We start from the raw sequence: 15,783 nt of genomic DNA, 5'->3' as shown, positions 1-15,783 counted from the left end.
CATAAAAGCATAAATTCTAACGCAGGCAATTATAAATTAACCAATGCTCAATGTTTCGTTTTGTCAAAATAAGTATTTCAATGAGTATGAAAAACTTAACCCTTTAATTTTGTTGGCGTTTTTATTGACCTATAAAAATTTTTAACTCTCATGGGAGTACAGGCGGACCTCATTAATCCGAAAGCCATTTGATCTACCAACCAAGCAGGGATTCGGCTATTTATTTTCGAATTATTATCTACAATCTGATCGATATCAATTTCATCTATCAGTTGGCATTGCCTATAAACAACAAAAGACTGAGTTCGAAAGCGATTATTCTGATTTTTTAAATCATCAGGCTTTATAATGCATGTTTTATCTAGCGACTTTTTATTTAGATTATAAGAACTGATATTAGCCACAATAATTTTAGAGTCTTTTGCATCCGTTAATACAAACCAAGAGTGCTCACCATTTGTACCTTTATTCCACTGAAATGAATATCCACGACTATACATTTAAAAAACTTACCTGTAATAATTTATTTCTTGGGCTATTTCTTTAGCCTCATTTTTCTCTACCCCATGGTGTATCAAGATATTTTCGATAGGTAAAGGGATAGATGAACCATTCGGGAATCTCCATTCAGGACACACTATATCGCTGTGAGCATGCTTAACGATTTCATTAGTCGTCATAAAAGATAATTCATCGAAAATAGAATCTAAAATCGATAATTCAATCTCAGCAAGATGCTCATAGCTTCTATTTGCTAACTCTTTTAACCTTATTTCTTTAACGGGATAACCCTCATCTTGCATGAGAGTTGGTATTTCAAAGAGAGAAGCGACTTCATCTGAATAACTATTCAAGTGATCCAATGTAGATGACAATATGGGACCGCGATTCATGATGCAGTAAGAATCATCAGTAATAGGAAAGCCAGTCTCAAGCAGTGCTTTTCGGTCAGAAAAGTACATTAGCTTCATCAATTTAACATCCGTTACTTTGTTGCCTAATCTCTTTACAAAATAGTGCATTACGTCAAGGGACTTTTCAATATCCATTATAAATACCTTTTGCTATTAACGTACAAAACTAAGTTATCTCATACCTATTCGATAGGATAAAACATCTAACACAACTCTTATCAAGCTGATTAAATATTGATTTAAAAAATAAAAAGTTGCAAATATTACGATATAAATTAGCACACATATAGTACTGAATATAAAGATTTAGCTAATTTTTGCTCGTTGTTTTATTTGTTCTTTTGCTTGTAACTTGCTTGAAATCTGTTGATACAGCCTAGCTTCCTCGTTTTCACGATCGGTTATTGAGATTACCAAAGCATATTTTTCAATTTCTTTAACTTGGTCAGATGCCCATGGTTGATCTTGCCTAGTTACGACTACAAATAATCTCCTTGATTTTTGAAACTTATTAAATTTCCACCGGCTCGATTGAAGTGTACCTCTACTCCTATCATCTTGTGTTATATCTCTCCTTGTACCATCGCATTCACCAATAGAATCTACTTTCTTTTTATTGTTATTATCAAATGCATCAACCACAGCATCTAATGAATCAGCATTCACAAGGTGAAATTTTATTTTAGTTGCTAAATATTCTAGCCTAGTAGTCCTAACAGATGGACTATATGCCAATGAAGCCGTAATTGTTCTTATTGCTTTTCCTTTACGGTAATATTCATCTGGAATTGGCAATTCGAAAAACTGGTGCTTGTCATTTTCTATCCCCTCCTCACTAATTAAAACAACATGCTCTTCAGAAGATTTAAATAAACTCTCTTCATCTACAATCCCGTAACCAGCTACTTGCCTGACACTTTGTTTATTCTGAAAAGTAGCTTCTATCTCTGGAGTCAAGTATGCATGATTAGCCAATAAAGCTCTTAAAAGATTAGCCGACGCTTCAGGATAGTTATTCAATAAACGCCCCGCCAAATGTGTGATATAAGGTGCAGAAAAGCTTGTACCACAGAACTCGCTCAACAAGGTCTTACCTTGTGGTTGATGATTTAGAGTTATAACTCCGAGGTATTTAGATATTTGATTCCAAGCTTGGCCTTCTTGGCGCGCACTTATCGCAAAATTCCCACCATGCGCCAAAAAATCAGGTTTAAATGCAGCTTTCCCCTTTTGACTACTTCTCGAAAAAGGTGATATTTGACCTTCGTTTGCAACATGTAATTCATTAATTTCACCTTGCCCTTGATAACGTCTTTCGTTATAAGTCAAAGTATACTTTGCAAAGGAACCTATCGTTAAAACATTTACGGCCGGAGCGGGATCAATTAAGGCATTATCCGAGTTAATTAAGTAATGAGGATAATCATCTCTCCAATTATTTATAACTTCTGAACCGGAGTAGTTGCCCGATGAAACAACAATTAAAATATCAAGTTTACGCGAAAGCTCATCCAGAGTGACGGCGATACCAGAAATATGTTTATGATTATACGGTGCATTAAGATTACCAATTGATAGATTATATATCTTACAACCATACTCAGTATAAAAGTAAGATATAGCTTCAATCAAAGTTGTTTCAATTGTTTTAGCATCAAAAATTGGCTCGCCATATTCATTTTTAGATAAAACCTTTCCACTAAGAATTCTTAGTTCTCTTGTCCAATCATTAGATTCTATCCTTTCTTCGAGATCACCAAACAAGGCAACACCGGCTACTGCTGTACCATGTCCATTTAAATCAGACTCATCTTCTCCAGAGATAAAGCTTTGTGCATCACCAATTGCTCCTCTCAATAGAACATGATTTGTATTAATACCACTATCGAGAATGCATATTAAACTTGCTTCTTCAGAAAGTTCATTTAACTCTGGGGGTAAAGTATTGACATCAACATTGAGCTGACTAAAGTCAACCCCTGTCCTTGGAGGCAGATCGACTTGCCTTACATCTTTGTGGTTAAGTAGTTTTAACGCCTTGCTTTTAGTAACTTGAACTCTAACCATTACTAGGCTATCTCTATTAACTGTATCAAATAGAGTAATAGTTTCAGCCTCTAGCCATACTTTGAAATCAGTAATTAATTTTTTTCTTACATCGCTATTACTCGTACCTAAAGGCCAGAGTTCTATGTCTAGTACGAAGTTACTCTCAGGTGGGAATCCTATATTCTTTAAGGCCCAACTTTTTCTATCTTCAATAGACCAGACATCCATCTTATCTATTGCGTAAAGTAGGTTAGGATAACTGACGTACTCTCCATCAACAAGCTGAGCCAACCGACTATTAAATTCATTTAATTGCTGCTCATCGGCAAAGGCTAAATACACTGTATCGTCTTGTTGACCAACTATCGAAATACCGTGTTTGCTAATATCCTCAAAGCTCATTTTTTCAACAAGCTTAATTTGGATAATATTACGTGATAAATCTCCGCCTAACTGCTTTTCATTTTTGTCTTGAAAAGACTTTAGTTGTTTTTGTAATCCCTTTGCATGTGCTTCAGGATTAGCACATTTTATTTTTGTTCCAAAGCCATTACGACTTCTTCTCAATCTTAAAGGTTCTTCTTTAGAAAAAGAAAGATGAGGGTAAGCTCCAGCCATATAACATTCCTTTGATTATAGTTTTCTGTTTTCTGTTTTCTATTTTCTATTTTCTAGCTCAAATGCATTTTTTAATATTCGAATAGTTAAGAACTCGTTCTGCTTTAGTATCATTCTCTTTATAGCTCGCCTAATAATTCGCTCAATTATTGCTGGAGAATTACCATAAAACATACTGTTCAACTCAGGGTCATCTAAGTCAAAGTCTCGTCTGACACCACGCAATTTTAATTGTAATAAGCTTTGGAGCTGATTTTTACTGAGTAATGGAAACTCGACCAATTCATCAAATCTACGCCATATAGCACTATCAAGTATTTGTTCGTGATTTGTCGCAGCAACAATAAGGCTTTTACCATCATATGAGTCCATCATTTGTAGTACTGCATTTACCACACGCCTCAATTCGCCATGCTCAGAACCATCATCACGCTCTTTACCTAGTGCGTCAAATTCATCAAAAAGAACAACTAATTTATGCTTTTCAATAAAGTCGAAAATTTTTCTTAAATTAGCCGCTGTTTCACCAAGAAAAGACGATACGAGAGAATCTAACCTAACAATCGCAAGCGGTCGATTTAATTCGTAAGCGATAGCTTCGGCTGACAACGTTTTGCCACATCCTGGAGGACCAAAAAATAATATTTTTTCAGCTGGCATCATCCCATAGCTTCGTAAAACATCTTCTCTTCTGTGCTCTTCAAGCACATTCTCTATAACTTCAAATGTTCTTTTCTCTAAAATGAGCTCGTTAATAGAACGATTTGCTTGTTTTATATCGATTAAAGCTACGCCGCTCTCTTTATCAATTGGCGCCTGCGGTAAAATATTATGCGCCGAAGTATTCGGACTGACCCTGTCACCGTAAAGAATCCGCTCTAGATCGTTTGCAAGCAAATTATGCTGCTTAGCTCTCTCTTCTTTAATAAGTTGTTCTGTTGCACTTTTAAATGCATTTGAATCACCCGAAGCACCTGACTGAACGAGCAACCTTAATAGTTTACCACTCGCCATAACCCCCCCTGAGTCACTTTTCCATAAATGACAAAATCTCATACTACTGTAGAGATAAATAAATACGTATATACTACCCTAATCTTAAAAATAGCGCATGCACAACACAAAAGTTTATTAATTGCTACACACTAATAAAACCTATACGACATTACTACTTCATTGAGTCTCTTTAAACTAGCTCCACCATGCATTTATCTGTTATCCCACCTTTTGAAAGTTCATGACCAACTATTTGCTGAATCAGGGAAAGATCAAACGAATGATTATTTCTTATATTACTTATGAACGTATGTCTAAAGCTGTGATAGCTGCGTAGTTCATCTAATTCATTCACACTAGGTATTTCAAGCTCGACAACCAAGCGACCAAACCAACTAGTAATACTCTCAGCCGATGTTATTTCATATAGAATACGTTCTTGCGCTTGATCTACATACTCTAAAAAACCAAGCTCAATTAATCGTTTATGGATAGGAGTTTTACTATTTGCGTTGTTCGTTTTAAGACGTTGGGTTTGATTTTAAGTGCGGGGATGAAGTGCTGATCTACTTAATTAGAAACTCACTTTATCTGTTCTGACGGCTGACGGCTGACGGCTGACGGCTGACGGCTAAAATCTAACACAAAAAAGCCCGCAGCGTTAACTGCGGGCTTTTTATTGAATGAGTGAGTCAGCCGTATAAGCCGGGTTCTGTCCTTTCCGAAGAAAGTGATAATCATTCGTCTAGGCCATAAATCGCTCTATGGCTCAAGCAACCTACCCGGTTCTCACGTGGGCCACGCGTTCATTATTTAAAATGATAGAACCCTATTTGGTCTTGCTCCGGGTGGAGTTTACCTTGCAACCAACTATTGCTAGTGGCCCGGTGCGCTCTTACCGCACCCTTTCACCCTTACCAATCCGAAGATTGGCGGTCTCCTCTCTGCTGCACTTGTCGTAGGCTCACGCCCCCCAGCCGTTAGCTGGCACCCTGCCCTGTGGAGCCCGGACTTTCCTCCCCCTGCGCATTTTCGTTGCAGGCAGCGATCATCTTGGCTGACTCGGCGCGCAGTATACCTGAGCTGGATTGTATGTGCAGTAAAGATTTAACCTTTTTCGTCAATAATTGTTTTATAAAGGGCATTTTTCTTCATGCCAAAATAATCGGCCACTATACCGCAGGCTTTTTTCATTGGCATTTCATTCTCAAGTAATGCCAACATTTTACGTGCTTCTGGCGGAATATCATCAACCTGCTTTGGATTACCAGGCAACATTAGCACTATTTCGCCGCGCTGTTTGGTTGGATCGTCGGTTAAAAACTGTTTAAGTTCACTGACTGTGCCATTAAAAAATGTTTCAAAGGTTTTGGTCAACTCTTTAGCAAACACCACTTGTTGCTCACTACCAAGCGCTATCTCCAAATCATCTAAACTTGCCATGATGCGATGAGTACTTTCGTACATAATGCTGGTTATGTTGGAATTAACCGCTTCAATAAAAAAGTCTTGGCGAGCTTTGCTTTTTGCTGGGGTAAAACCAATAAACTGAAAACGATCTGTTGGTAAACCTGAACAACATACAGCTGTTATGGCGGCGCATGCTCCTGGTATGGGTGTGACATGTGCGCCTTGCTCTCGGCATAAATTAACAACCGCATAACCAGGGTCACTAATTAGCGGCGTGCCTGCATCCGAAACTAGTGCTATATTTAAACCTTGATTAAGTTGATCAATAATTTGTTGCGCTTTTTGCTTTTCATTATGGTCGTGCAAAGCAAAGGTTTTTGCCTTAATGCCAAAGTGACTTAGCAACTTACCGGTATGGCGCGTGTCTTCAGCAGCGATTAAGTCAACTTGCGATAAAGTCGCGATTGCACGCTGACTTAAGTCGTCATAATTGCCGATTGGGGTGGCTACAATGTAAAGAGTGCCGATTTTCTGTGAATTCTCCTCATTTAACATTGAGGTCTCCTGCGTCAGTCAGTAATATAAGCAAATCGCGTTAACGTATTGGGAAATCATTGTGCGACTTAAACTTGTTAGTCTATTAATCATATTGTCAGGGTTATCGGCCTGTAGTACAACCGAAAAACCGACTAAAACCAGTGAAAACCTCAGTTCAGCTAATAGCGCATCACAAATTCAAGCGACTGACGCACAATCTATGTACCAACTAGCCTTAAATCGCCAAGGCGCTGATAAAATCCAACTTCTTTATAGTGCACGTGATGCTGCGATCGCAGAACAACAATGGCCGCTGTTAGAGCAAATTAGTACTGAATTAGAACGCACTCCAAGCGTCGACCAAGTGCAAAATAAACTGTACATCGCTTTTGCGCAAATGCAACAAAACAAGAACCCCCTCGCTCTTGAGATGCTAGCCAGTTTAGACAACCAATTGACTCAACCCGAGCATTTTGCTTGGCATCAATATTTAACCGCTAGTATTTACGCATCACAAAATTTACCAAAACAAGCAATGCCATATTTTTTTCGCGCCTCTGAAACAGCCAGTAAAAATAACTTAACAATTTCACAGCTCAACAAAGACCTGTGGCAAAATTTACAACAATTATCGTCGTATGCTTTGGAACGCTTTAATCGCGGCTCTGTGGTACAACAAGGCTGGGTAAACTTAGCACTTTATCACCAAGTATATTTAAGTGCTCCAGTTGAGCTTGATCAAGCAATTAATAATTGGCAACGCCGTTATCCTGGCCATCCAGCAATCGCCGTGCTGCCAAAAAAATCCGCTGAGTTAATTGCTGCTGAACCACTGAATATTGAGCGCTTAGTTGTTTTATTACCCCAATCAGGTGCTAATGAACGCTTAGGTGATGCCTTAAAAGCTGGCGTGTTAGCAGCACTAGATAGTGCATCTATTGGTGAAACCATTTTTATTGATGAAATGCTTAGCTCCGCTGAGCTTTCTGAAAAACTACTCGAAATTAATCCTGACTTTATAATTGGGCCGTTACTCAAAACGAGTATTGATAAGCTAGTTGCAAGCAAAACATTACAAGATTATCCGGTTTTGCACTTAAATACTTTTGATGGTGAGCGCCAGTATCCACAGCATTACTTCTTCGCGCTTAATCCAGAACACGAAGTACAGCAAGCTCTTGAGCACTTTTTAACGGCTGGTTATCAAAAACCTATGCTGCTGGCGCCGAATAATAGTTCAGGCCAGCGTTTAGTGGATTTCTTCAACCGACAATGGCAACGCTATAGTGAAACCACACCTGAAGTTGGTCTTTATAATAATAAAAAAGATATGCCAACAACCATTGTTAACTTGTTAGAAGTTGATAAATCAAAAGAACGCATTGCGACCGTTAAGTCATTATTTAAACAAGAAGTAGAGAGTGAAACCCGTTCTCGTCGCGATATTGATGTTATTTATATTCTTGGTGATGCGATTGAAACTCGCTTGATTAAACCTTATTTAGATGTAAATGTGAGCACCTTTGCTGATCGCATTCCACTATATGCCAGCTCAAAAAGTCATAGCAAACAAATCGATAGCACCGATAAAGGCGATCTTGATGGTTTGTATTTTACCGAGTTACCATGGATGCTGAGTGGGCAAATAAAAGATCATGCCTTGCGTCAGCAATATAATTCGCTGTGGCCAGAGCAGGCAGATATAAGTCAGCGTTTATTTGCGATGGCCTATGATTCAGTTGCTATGCTAAGTAATATCACACAATTGAGCATGCTCCCCGGTAAGCGATTTAATGGTTTAACCGGTCAATTGAGTATTACCAGTGATGGGCAAATTAATCGCCAACTTAATTGGGCGCAATACAAAAATAGACAAATCCAAGCGGTACAGCTAGCAACATCAGCGCCGTTACCATTATTTATGCAATCAGCTACCAACCGATCATACAGTGAGTAGCTAAAAGCAATATAAAACAAGGATGTTGTGATGTCGTGGTTTAAACAACTGTGGCAAAATAGCCGAGAGAAAGGCCAGTATTACGAGCTTCAAGCGCAAAAATACTTAGTGACGCAAGGGTTGATCCCGCTAGAGCGTAACTATAACTGCCCCTACGGGGAGCTAGATGTAATAATGCGCGATGGCAATACGCTAGTGTTTGTGGAAGTGAAATTTCGCAGTAGCTATGTTAAAGGTGGAGCAATCCACGCTTTAGGTAAACAAAAGCAAGAACGTTTAAAGCGCTCTATTTACCATTATTTAGCAACGAAAAAGCTTAGTGATCAAGCAATAAGAATCGACTTTGTCGCAATAACTGGCGGCACATCGCAACAACTTAATTGGATAAAAAACGTATTTTAATATGCAAGATACTATAAAAGAGATTTTTACAGAAAGCATTCAGGTGCAAATAGCCGCCGGTGAAGTACTTCCTAGCGCCTTAGAAGCCGCTGCATTTACTATAGCGCAAAGCCTAATCAATGGTAATAAATTGATTTGTTGCGGTACTGCCAGCTGCCACATGCTGGCTCAACATATGGCAGGCGTATTGATCAACTACTACGAAACCGAACGTCCATGTTTACCGGCAATTGCGCTGTCACAAGAACATATCAATCTTGGTCCAAGTAACCAAAGTGACGACCAAGAAACCTTTGCCCGTCAAGTACGAGCGTTTGCTCAACAAGGTGATTTACTATTGGTTTTAGCAATCAATGGCAACGAAAAAAACATCATATCGGCAGTCGAAGCCGCGCTTACCAAAGACATGAAAGTTATTGTTATGGTTGGTGATGATGGCGGTGAACTAGTAGGTTTACTCGGTGCCAATGATGTCGAAATTCGTGTCCCGTCAAAACGTCCGAGCCGCATCATAGAATCTCACTTGGTTAATCTTCATTGTTTGAGTGAACTCGTCGACTTGACCCTATTCCCACAGGAAGAAAGCTAATGTTGAAACAATCTCTAATTGTTATTAGTACGGTACTATTATTACAAGGCTGCGCTGCTGCTGTTGTCGCTGGCACCGCTGGTGCCGTTACCGCAGCCAACGATCGTCGTACTCTTGGTTCGCAAATCGATGATAGTAATATCGAAATCAAAGCTGAGGTGGCAATAAACGATATTCCTCGCCTTGCCGATCATGCCAATCTGAGCGTGATTAGCGTTAACGGCATTGTATTGCTAATAGGCCAAGTTGCAACTCAAGAAATGAAAGACCAAGCTCAGCGCACGATTGAAGGCTTACCTGCTATACGCAAAATACATAACCAAATTCGTATTGGTTCTAACATTAGCATTAGCACCCAGACCCATGATTCTTGGTTAACCTCTAAAGTAAAAACACAATTACTCACCACCGACAACGTCAGTAGCAACAACATCAAAGTAGTGACTGAGAATGGTGAAGTATTTTTAATGGGCTTAGTATCAGATGCTGAAGCAAACACAGCTGTAAGTGTTGCACGTAATGTATCGGGCGTAGAACGCGTTATTAAAGTGTTTGAATATTTGTAAAGGTATCAGGTTCTAGGAATTAAAAGCCTTGCAGTTGATATCGCAAGGTTTTCTATACCTGTAGGCGGGAGCTTATCTCGCGCATCTTCACTAAAAAACGCGGGGTAAACCCGCTGCTACAAAAATCAACCTTAACCCGCCTCTCGTCGCCCGTGAACTTTAACTACACCTGCGCGGCATAAAGCCCCGCCTACGCAAACATAAACACCAATACTAACTCCTTAGGCGGAATTAGCTGACCACAGCAACTTACGCAGCTCTAAGCCCCGATTTAAAGCAACCTCAAGCTCACGACGTAGGAAATGGCTTTAGCCATGAATTTTATAAATCAATTTGCGCGGCATAAAGCCGCGCCTACGCTGAAACCAAACACTTTACTTGGCTTCATCTCGGCCTTTTACCTTTTAGCTACTTTTATACAGACATAAAAAAACCGCTTAATCAGCGGTTTTTATCAAACAATTACATATTATTTAATAACACGTAAGTGCGAGCCTTTTTTCTTTTCTGGCTTAGTTGGTGCAGGTTCGTCAGATAATAATTCATCTGCGATATCAACACTTCCTAACTCAGCTGCAAACTCGTCTTCATCTTCTAAAAACTCATCTGCAGTAAACACAGTGCCTTCACCGTTTTCGCGGGCATAGATAGCAAGCACGGCACCAATTGGCACGTATACTTGCATTGGCTGGCCACCAAAGCGGGCACTAAAGCTTAACTGCTGATTATCCATTGAGAATTGTGTGACAGCTGATGGGCTAATATTCAATACGATTTGCCCATCTTGGACAAACTGCGTTGGTATTTGCACTGCTGGGAAATCAGCATTAACCACTAAATGCGGTGTACACTGATTATCAACAATCCAGTCAAAGAAAGCCCGAAGTAAATAAGGACGATTAGGCGTCATTACAAACGGATCTCGCGCTCAGTTTCAGTAAGAGAAGCTTGGAATGATTCACGCTCAAATAAACGGATCATGTATTCTTTCATCTCTTTAGAACCAGCACCAGTTAGCTCAATACCAAGCTCTGGTAAACGCCATAACAGTGGTGCTAAGTAACAATCAACTAAACTAAACTCTTCGCTCATAAAATATGGCGCTTCAGTGAAAATGGCTGAAACAGCAAGTAAAGCTTCTGTTAGTTCTCTACGCGCTTGTACAGACTCTGCACCATTTGCGTAAATTTTTGCAGCAAGGCTGTACCAATCCGTGTCGATGCGATGCATCATTAAACGGCTACGGCCACGCATTACCGGATAAACAGGCATTAGTGGAGGGTGAGGAAAACGTTCATCAAGGTATTCCATGATGATGTTTGCCTGATATAAACCAAGCTCACGGTCGATCAGTGTTGGCACTGTTCCGTAAGGGTTAATTTCATGAAGTGCTTCTGGCAGGTTGTCCTTTTCAGCCAGATGAATATCTACACTTACGCCTTTTTCAGCAAGTACAATGCGTACTTGGTGGCTATACATACAGTTAGCACCAGAAAAAAGGGTCATTACAGGGCGCTTATTGGCAGCTACGGCCATGCCTACCTCCATTAAATAACAAAAACAGCAAAAGGGGCTTAAGCCCCTATTGCAAAATTACCTTTAAATATGTTCAAAATTAATGAACATCTCTCCAGTATTCTTTCTTCAGCATGAATGCCAAGATAAATAGGATAATTAAGAATCCGATAACCTTGATACCTAACGCTTCTGATTCAAGACGTGAAGGTTCACCCACGTACTCAAGGAAGTTAGTTAAGTCACGAGCCGCTTGATCGTACTCGTCTACACTCATTTCGCCAGTCCCATCTGTTTCAGTACGAACAACTTTAGTCACAGTGTGACCATGTTCTTCTACTTCCTCAGTTATAGGCGTTGGTAAACCTTGTAGTTCTTGTAGAACGTGAGGCATACCTACCGATGGGAAAACAATATTGTTAACGCCAAACGGACGAGATTCATCTTTATAAAATGACTTTAAGTACGTGTAAATATAATCCGGAGATTTAACACGCGCAATTAGAGTTAGATCCGGCGGAGCCGCACCAAACCATTTTGCTGCATCATCTTTTTCAATTGAATTGGTGATATGGCTACCGACTTTTGAACCGTCAAAAATTAACTGTTCAAGGCCGACTTCTGTAGGAATACCGATATCACGAAAAGTACGCTCATAACGCTGGTACTGCATTTGGTGACAACCAAGACAGTAGTTCATGAACAACTTTGCACCACGTTGCAACGAAGGCTGATCAGTTAGGTCATTACCGGCTTCCATTAATGGAACCGATGGACCTGCCGCCATTGCCGGCAATACGTTTATTGATAAAGCAAATAAACCGATAATAAGCTTTTTCATCATTTCGTTAACCTCTCAGGCAATGGCTTAGTTTTTTCATTCTTACTGTATACAAACAACAGTACGAAGAACATAAAGTAAGTCACAGTACAGATTTGCGAGACAATCGTTTTAAAGTCAGTTTGTGGAGTTGCACCCACCCAACCAAGTAGAACGAAAGTAACCACAAACCCTGCAATGTTCCATTTATGGAAGCCACAACGGTAACGAACCGATTTTACTGTGCCACGGTCAAGCCAAGGTAATAACGCCAGCACTACAATCGATGCACCCATTGCTGCAACACCAATTAACTTATCTGGGATTGCACGTAAGATTGCATAGAATGGCGTAAAATACCAAACAGGGAAGATATGTTCAGGTGTTTTAAGTGGATTTGCCGCTTCAAAGTTTGGCCCTTCAAGGAAGAAGCCATTCATTGCAGGCATAAAGAATACCACCCAACAGAACAAGATTAAGAAACCAACCACACCCACAATATCTTTAACTGTGTAGTAAGGATGGAACGGTATAGCATCGACAATGTCTTTTTTGTCGGTGTAGTACTCATGGAATTTAAATTTAGGCTTATCTTCTTCAGCAACAGAGCCTTTCTTACGCTTGATCTCAACACCGTCAGGGTTATTTGAACCCACTTCGTGCAGTGCCACAATGTGTAAGAATACTAAAATTACGATAACCAATGGTAAAGCAATAACGTGTAATGCAAAGAAGCGGTTAAGCGTTGCACCTGAGATTACATAATCACCACGGATCCAAAGTGTTAAGTCATCACCAATAACCGGAATAGCTCCGAACAGTGAAATGATTACCTGAGCACCCCAGAATGACATTTGACCCCATGGTAATAAATATCCCATGAAAGCTTCTGCCATTAGCGCTAGGAAGATAAACATACCGAATAACCACAGTAATTCACGTGGCTTTTGGTAAGAACCGTAGATCATGCCACGGAACATATGCAGATAGACAACGATGAAGAAAGCGGATGCACCCGTTGAATGCAAATACCGAAGTAACCAGCCGTATTCTACATCACGCATAATGTATTCAACTGAAGCAAATGCGCCTTCAGAAGACGGAACAAAGTTCATCGTTAACCAAATCCCGGTTAGAATTTGGTTTACTAGTACTAACATGGCTAATGAGCCAAAAAAATACCAGAAGTTAAAGTTTTTAGGTGCTGGATACTGTGCAATATGCATGTTCCAAACACGGGTCATTGGGATACGGTCGTCGATCCAACCAATAATCTTACCAAACATTAGGCAGCCCCTTCTTCTTCGCCCACTATTATAGTGGTGTCATCGATAAAGGTGTAAGGCGGTACTTCTAAGTTTAATGGTGCCGGAACCGCTTGGAATACACGACCAGCCATATCAAATTTAGAACCGTGACACGGGCAGTAGAAACCATCATCGGTTCCTTCAACTTTCTCACTAAAGTTGCCTTCAAAAAAGCCAGGTGAACACCCTAAATGCGTACAAATACCAACAGCAACGAAAATTTCCGGACGTTTTGAACGGTATTCGTTTGCAGCCGATTCAGGTTGTTGAGGCTCTTCAGATGCTGGATCACGAAGTTGACCTTCGTGAGCTTTCATCTGCTCAAGCATTTTTGGGGTACGTGATACAACCCATACAGGTTTACCACGCCACTCGACACGTATTAATTGCCCAGGCTCAAGCTTGCTGATATCTACTTCTACAGGCGCACCCGCAGATTTAGCTCGCTCACTTGGATTCCAAGACGCAATAAAAGGAACAGCAGCCCCAGCCGCACCAACACCACCTACAACAGAGGTAGCTATGGTTAAAAAGCGACGTCGGCCATTGTCTACAGGCGCATTGCTCATCCACTTATCTCCACTATGATTCCCAACACTTGCTATATTGAGAACATCAGTTACAGCAGGTTAATTTTTAGAAATTTTAAAATAGACGCGATCATAATTAAAACCCTTGATTAAAACAAGGTTATTCACAGTTTCATGCTCGAATAAACCCGATTTAATTAAATTATTAATAGGGTCGGCTCGAGTATAAAGCCGTTTACTATGATATCGAATTTAAAAAACAATATACTGACCAAGATCAACCTCACTAAGAGGAAGCAGAAAACTGCACATGGTGCTGTTGAACTCACTCACATTACTTGCCTGACAATTGTAGCAAAAAAATTCATCAATTAACTGACGGATTTACACTTATTACGATAATTATTGAACTTTTTTTAAAGTTATACGCAACAAAGGCAGTAGCAGGTTAATAATCAAGCAAAAAAGAATACAGCTATCACTATCAGCTTAAGAGTCTAGAAGATCTTATCTTTAGCTGACGGCTGATGGCTTATAACTCCATAAACAAAAAACCCAGCATAAGCTGGGTTTTTGAAATTCTTGATAACGTAAATATTAACGTTTTGAGAACTGTGGACGCTTACGCGCTTTCTTAAGACCCACTTTCTTACGCTCAACTTTACGTGCATCACGAGTAACGAAACCTGCTTTACGAAGTTGTGGACGTAGTGATTCGTCAAACTCCATAAGTGCACGAGTGATACCGTGACGGATAGCACCAGCTTGACCAGTAGTACCACCACCAGCAACGGTGATGTAAAGATCAAACTTCTCAGTCATATCCACAAGCCCTAAAGCTTGACGAACAACCATACGTGCTGTTTCGCGACCAAAATACTCTTCTAAAGAGCGATTGTTGATTACGATGTTACCAGTGCCTGGGCGTAAGAATACGCGAGCACTTGAACTTTTACGACGACCTGTACCGTAGTATTGATTTGCCATGGTAGTGCTCCTTAAATGTCTAGAACCTGAGGCTGTTGTGCAGCATGGTTGTGCTCAGTACCTGCGTAAACTTTAAGTTTACGGTACATTGCGCGGCCTAAAGGACCACGTGGCAACATGCCCTTAACAGCTTTCTCGATGATCATTTCAGGCTTTGCAGCTTGAAGTTTATCAAAAGTAGTAGACTTAAGACCACCTGGGAAACCAGAGTGTGCATAGTACACTTTATCTTTGAATTTGTTACCAGTTACAGTAACTTTCTCCGCGTTGATAACGATGATGTAATCACCAGTATCTACGTGTGGAGTGTATTCAGCTTTGTGCTTACCGCGTAGGCGATGAGCGATTTCAGTAGCGATGCGACCTAAAGTTTTACCTTCAGCGTCAACTACGTACCAGTCACGTTTTACTGTTTCTGGTTTAGCAACAAACGTTTTCATTTATAAAAATCCAATGTTTTTCAATTAAAACCACAGGTAATTATTATTAATTACCGCTCTAAATGTTTGCTCCAACCCCTTCGAGTTTAAGACTTTTGCGCCATTCAAAAGAGGCTAATCTAATGAAGGCAATAGAACGCAACGTG

The 15,783-nt window shown here is 40.0% G+C and carries 16 protein-coding genes and 1 other RNA gene; 4 read left to right on the top strand and 13 right to left on the bottom strand.

What is annotated here, in order from left to right; translation table 11 throughout:
• Positions 1-95: 95 nt before the first annotated feature.
• The 6 genes from J7338_RS05740 to rsmI form a co-directional block, all read right to left on the bottom strand.
• Positions 96-500, bottom strand: a complete 405-nt coding sequence (locus tag J7338_RS05740) for a hypothetical protein (protein ID WP_210796153.1) — start codon at positions 498-500, stop codon at positions 96-98.
• 9 nt (positions 501-509) lie between these two features.
• A complete protein-coding gene (locus J7338_RS05735) occupies positions 510-1,049 on the bottom strand; it encodes a Panacea domain-containing protein (RefSeq protein WP_210796152.1) in 540 nt (179 codons plus the stop codon).
• A 171-nt stretch (positions 1,050-1,220) separates the two neighbouring features.
• A complete protein-coding gene (locus J7338_RS05730; RefSeq protein ID WP_210796151.1) occupies positions 1,221-3,581 on the bottom strand; it encodes a S8 family peptidase in 2,361 nt (786 codons plus the stop codon).
• A 39-nt stretch (positions 3,582-3,620) separates the two neighbouring features.
• Complete coding sequence (locus tag J7338_RS05725; RefSeq protein WP_210796150.1) at positions 3,621-4,595, bottom strand: AAA family ATPase; 975 nt, start codon at positions 4,593-4,595, stop codon at positions 3,621-3,623.
• 667 nt (positions 4,596-5,262) lie between these two features.
• Positions 5,263-5,641: RNase P RNA component class A (gene rnpB / locus J7338_RS05720), an RNA gene on the bottom strand.
• 43 nt (positions 5,642-5,684) lie between these two features.
• A complete protein-coding gene (gene rsmI / locus J7338_RS05715; protein ID WP_149980608.1) occupies positions 5,685-6,542 on the bottom strand; it encodes a 16S rRNA (cytidine(1402)-2'-O)-methyltransferase in 858 nt (285 codons plus the stop codon).
• A gap of 61 nt (positions 6,543-6,603) precedes the next feature.
• Here rsmI and J7338_RS05710 point away from each other — a divergent pair, with 61 nt between their 5' ends.
• The 4 genes from J7338_RS05710 to dolP are packed head-to-tail and all read left to right on the top strand — an operon-like array spanning position 6,604 to position 10,038.
• Complete coding sequence (locus J7338_RS05710; protein WP_210796149.1) at positions 6,604-8,481, top strand: penicillin-binding protein activator; 1,878 nt, start codon at positions 6,604-6,606, stop codon at positions 8,479-8,481.
• A gap of 30 nt (positions 8,482-8,511) precedes the next feature.
• Entirely contained in the window at positions 8,512-8,883 is a 372-nt protein-coding gene (locus J7338_RS05705) for a YraN family protein (protein WP_145236829.1), read from the top strand.
• A 1-nt stretch (position 8,884) separates the two neighbouring features.
• On the top strand, positions 8,885-9,472 hold the full coding sequence (locus J7338_RS05700) for an SIS domain-containing protein (protein WP_149980605.1): 588 nt from the start codon (positions 8,885-8,887) through the stop codon (positions 9,470-9,472).
• Positions 9,472-10,038 (top strand): division/outer membrane stress-associated lipid-binding lipoprotein, encoded by a 567-nt coding sequence (dolP, locus tag J7338_RS05695; protein ID WP_210796148.1) that lies wholly within the window; start codon positions 9,472-9,474, stop codon positions 10,036-10,038. Before J7338_RS05700 ends, dolP begins: the two co-directional genes overlap by 1 nt.
• 469 nt (positions 10,039-10,507) lie before the next feature.
• Here dolP and J7338_RS05690 read toward each other — a convergent pair whose 3' ends face one another.
• The 7 genes from J7338_RS05690 to rplM all read right to left on the bottom strand — a co-directional run bounded on the left by J7338_RS05690 (position 10,508) and on the right by rplM (position 15,637).
• Positions 10,508-10,948 carry a ClpXP protease specificity-enhancing factor gene (locus J7338_RS05690; protein WP_210796147.1) on the bottom strand — a complete coding sequence of 147 codons (441 nt, stop codon included), beginning with the start codon at positions 10,946-10,948 and terminating at the stop codon, positions 10,508-10,510.
• Positions 10,948-11,574 carry a stringent starvation protein SspA gene (sspA, locus tag J7338_RS05685; protein WP_210796146.1) on the bottom strand — a complete coding sequence of 209 codons (627 nt, stop codon included), beginning with the start codon at positions 11,572-11,574 and terminating at the stop codon, positions 10,948-10,950. The genes J7338_RS05690 and sspA overlap by 1 nt, the downstream gene beginning before the upstream one ends.
• Before the next feature lie 79 nt (positions 11,575-11,653).
• Positions 11,654-12,397 carry a cytochrome c1 gene (locus tag J7338_RS05680; RefSeq protein ID WP_210796145.1) on the bottom strand — a complete coding sequence of 248 codons (744 nt, stop codon included), beginning with the start codon at positions 12,395-12,397 and terminating at the stop codon, positions 11,654-11,656.
• Complete coding sequence (locus J7338_RS05675; protein WP_210796144.1) at positions 12,394-13,659, bottom strand: cytochrome b; 1,266 nt, start codon at positions 13,657-13,659, stop codon at positions 12,394-12,396. Before J7338_RS05675 ends, J7338_RS05680 begins: the two co-directional genes overlap by 4 nt.
• On the bottom strand, positions 13,659-14,249 hold the full coding sequence (gene petA, locus J7338_RS05670) for a ubiquinol-cytochrome c reductase iron-sulfur subunit (protein ID WP_210796143.1): 591 nt from the start codon (positions 14,247-14,249) through the stop codon (positions 13,659-13,661). The genes J7338_RS05675 and petA overlap by 1 nt, the downstream gene beginning before the upstream one ends.
• 558 nt (positions 14,250-14,807) lie before the next feature.
• On the bottom strand, positions 14,808-15,197 hold the full coding sequence (gene rpsI / locus J7338_RS05665; protein WP_016710054.1) for a 30S ribosomal protein S9: 390 nt from the start codon (positions 15,195-15,197) through the stop codon (positions 14,808-14,810).
• 11 nt (positions 15,198-15,208) lie between these two features.
• Positions 15,209-15,637 (bottom strand): 50S ribosomal protein L13, encoded by a 429-nt coding sequence (gene rplM / locus J7338_RS05660; RefSeq protein ID WP_002957960.1) that lies wholly within the window; start codon positions 15,635-15,637, stop codon positions 15,209-15,211.
• Positions 15,638-15,783 lie beyond the last annotated feature (146 nt).

The sequence above is a fragment of the Pseudoalteromonas ostreae genome (assembly GCF_018069805.1).
Classification (GTDB): domain Bacteria; phylum Pseudomonadota; class Gammaproteobacteria; order Enterobacterales; family Alteromonadaceae; genus Pseudoalteromonas; species Pseudoalteromonas ostreae.
This window is presented reverse-complemented; position numbering and strand designations above follow the sequence as displayed.

Bases quoted from the DNA above. Each gene is read 5' to 3' on its own strand.
- J7338_RS05740 (WP_210796153.1), bottom strand. From the start codon at position 500: ATGTATAGTCGTGGATATTCATTTCAGTGGAATAAAGGTACAAATGGT.
- J7338_RS05735 (WP_210796152.1), bottom strand. From the start codon at position 1,049: ATGGATATTGAAAAGTCCCTTGACGTAATGCACTATTTTGTAAAGAGA.
- J7338_RS05730 (WP_210796151.1), bottom strand. From the start codon at position 3,581: ATGGCTGGAGCTTACCCTCATCTTTCTTTTTCTAAAGAAGAACCTTTA.
- J7338_RS05725 (WP_210796150.1), bottom strand. From the start codon at position 4,595: ATGGCGAGTGGTAAACTATTAAGGTTGCTCGTTCAGTCAGGTGCTTCG.
- rsmI (WP_149980608.1), bottom strand. From the start codon at position 6,542: ATGTTAAATGAGGAGAATTCACAGAAAATCGGCACTCTTTACATTGTA.
- J7338_RS05705 (WP_145236829.1), top strand. From the start codon at position 8,512: ATGTCGTGGTTTAAACAACTGTGGCAAAATAGCCGAGAGAAAGGCCAG.
- J7338_RS05700 (WP_149980605.1), top strand. From the start codon at position 8,885: ATGCAAGATACTATAAAAGAGATTTTTACAGAAAGCATTCAGGTGCAA.
- dolP (WP_210796148.1), top strand. From the start codon at position 9,472: ATGTTGAAACAATCTCTAATTGTTATTAGTACGGTACTATTATTACAA.
- J7338_RS05690 (WP_210796147.1), bottom strand. From the start codon at position 10,948: ATGACGCCTAATCGTCCTTATTTACTTCGGGCTTTCTTTGACTGGATT.
- sspA (WP_210796146.1), bottom strand. From the start codon at position 11,574: ATGGCCGTAGCTGCCAATAAGCGCCCTGTAATGACCCTTTTTTCTGGT.
- J7338_RS05680 (WP_210796145.1), bottom strand. From the start codon at position 12,397: ATGATGAAAAAGCTTATTATCGGTTTATTTGCTTTATCAATAAACGTA.
- J7338_RS05675 (WP_210796144.1), bottom strand. From the start codon at position 13,659: ATGTTTGGTAAGATTATTGGTTGGATCGACGACCGTATCCCAATGACC.
- petA (WP_210796143.1), bottom strand. From the start codon at position 14,249: ATGAGCAATGCGCCTGTAGACAATGGCCGACGTCGCTTTTTAACCATA.
- rpsI (WP_016710054.1), bottom strand. From the start codon at position 15,197: ATGGCAAATCAATACTACGGTACAGGTCGTCGTAAAAGTTCAAGTGCT.
- rplM (WP_002957960.1), bottom strand. From the start codon at position 15,637: ATGAAAACGTTTGTTGCTAAACCAGAAACAGTAAAACGTGACTGGTAC.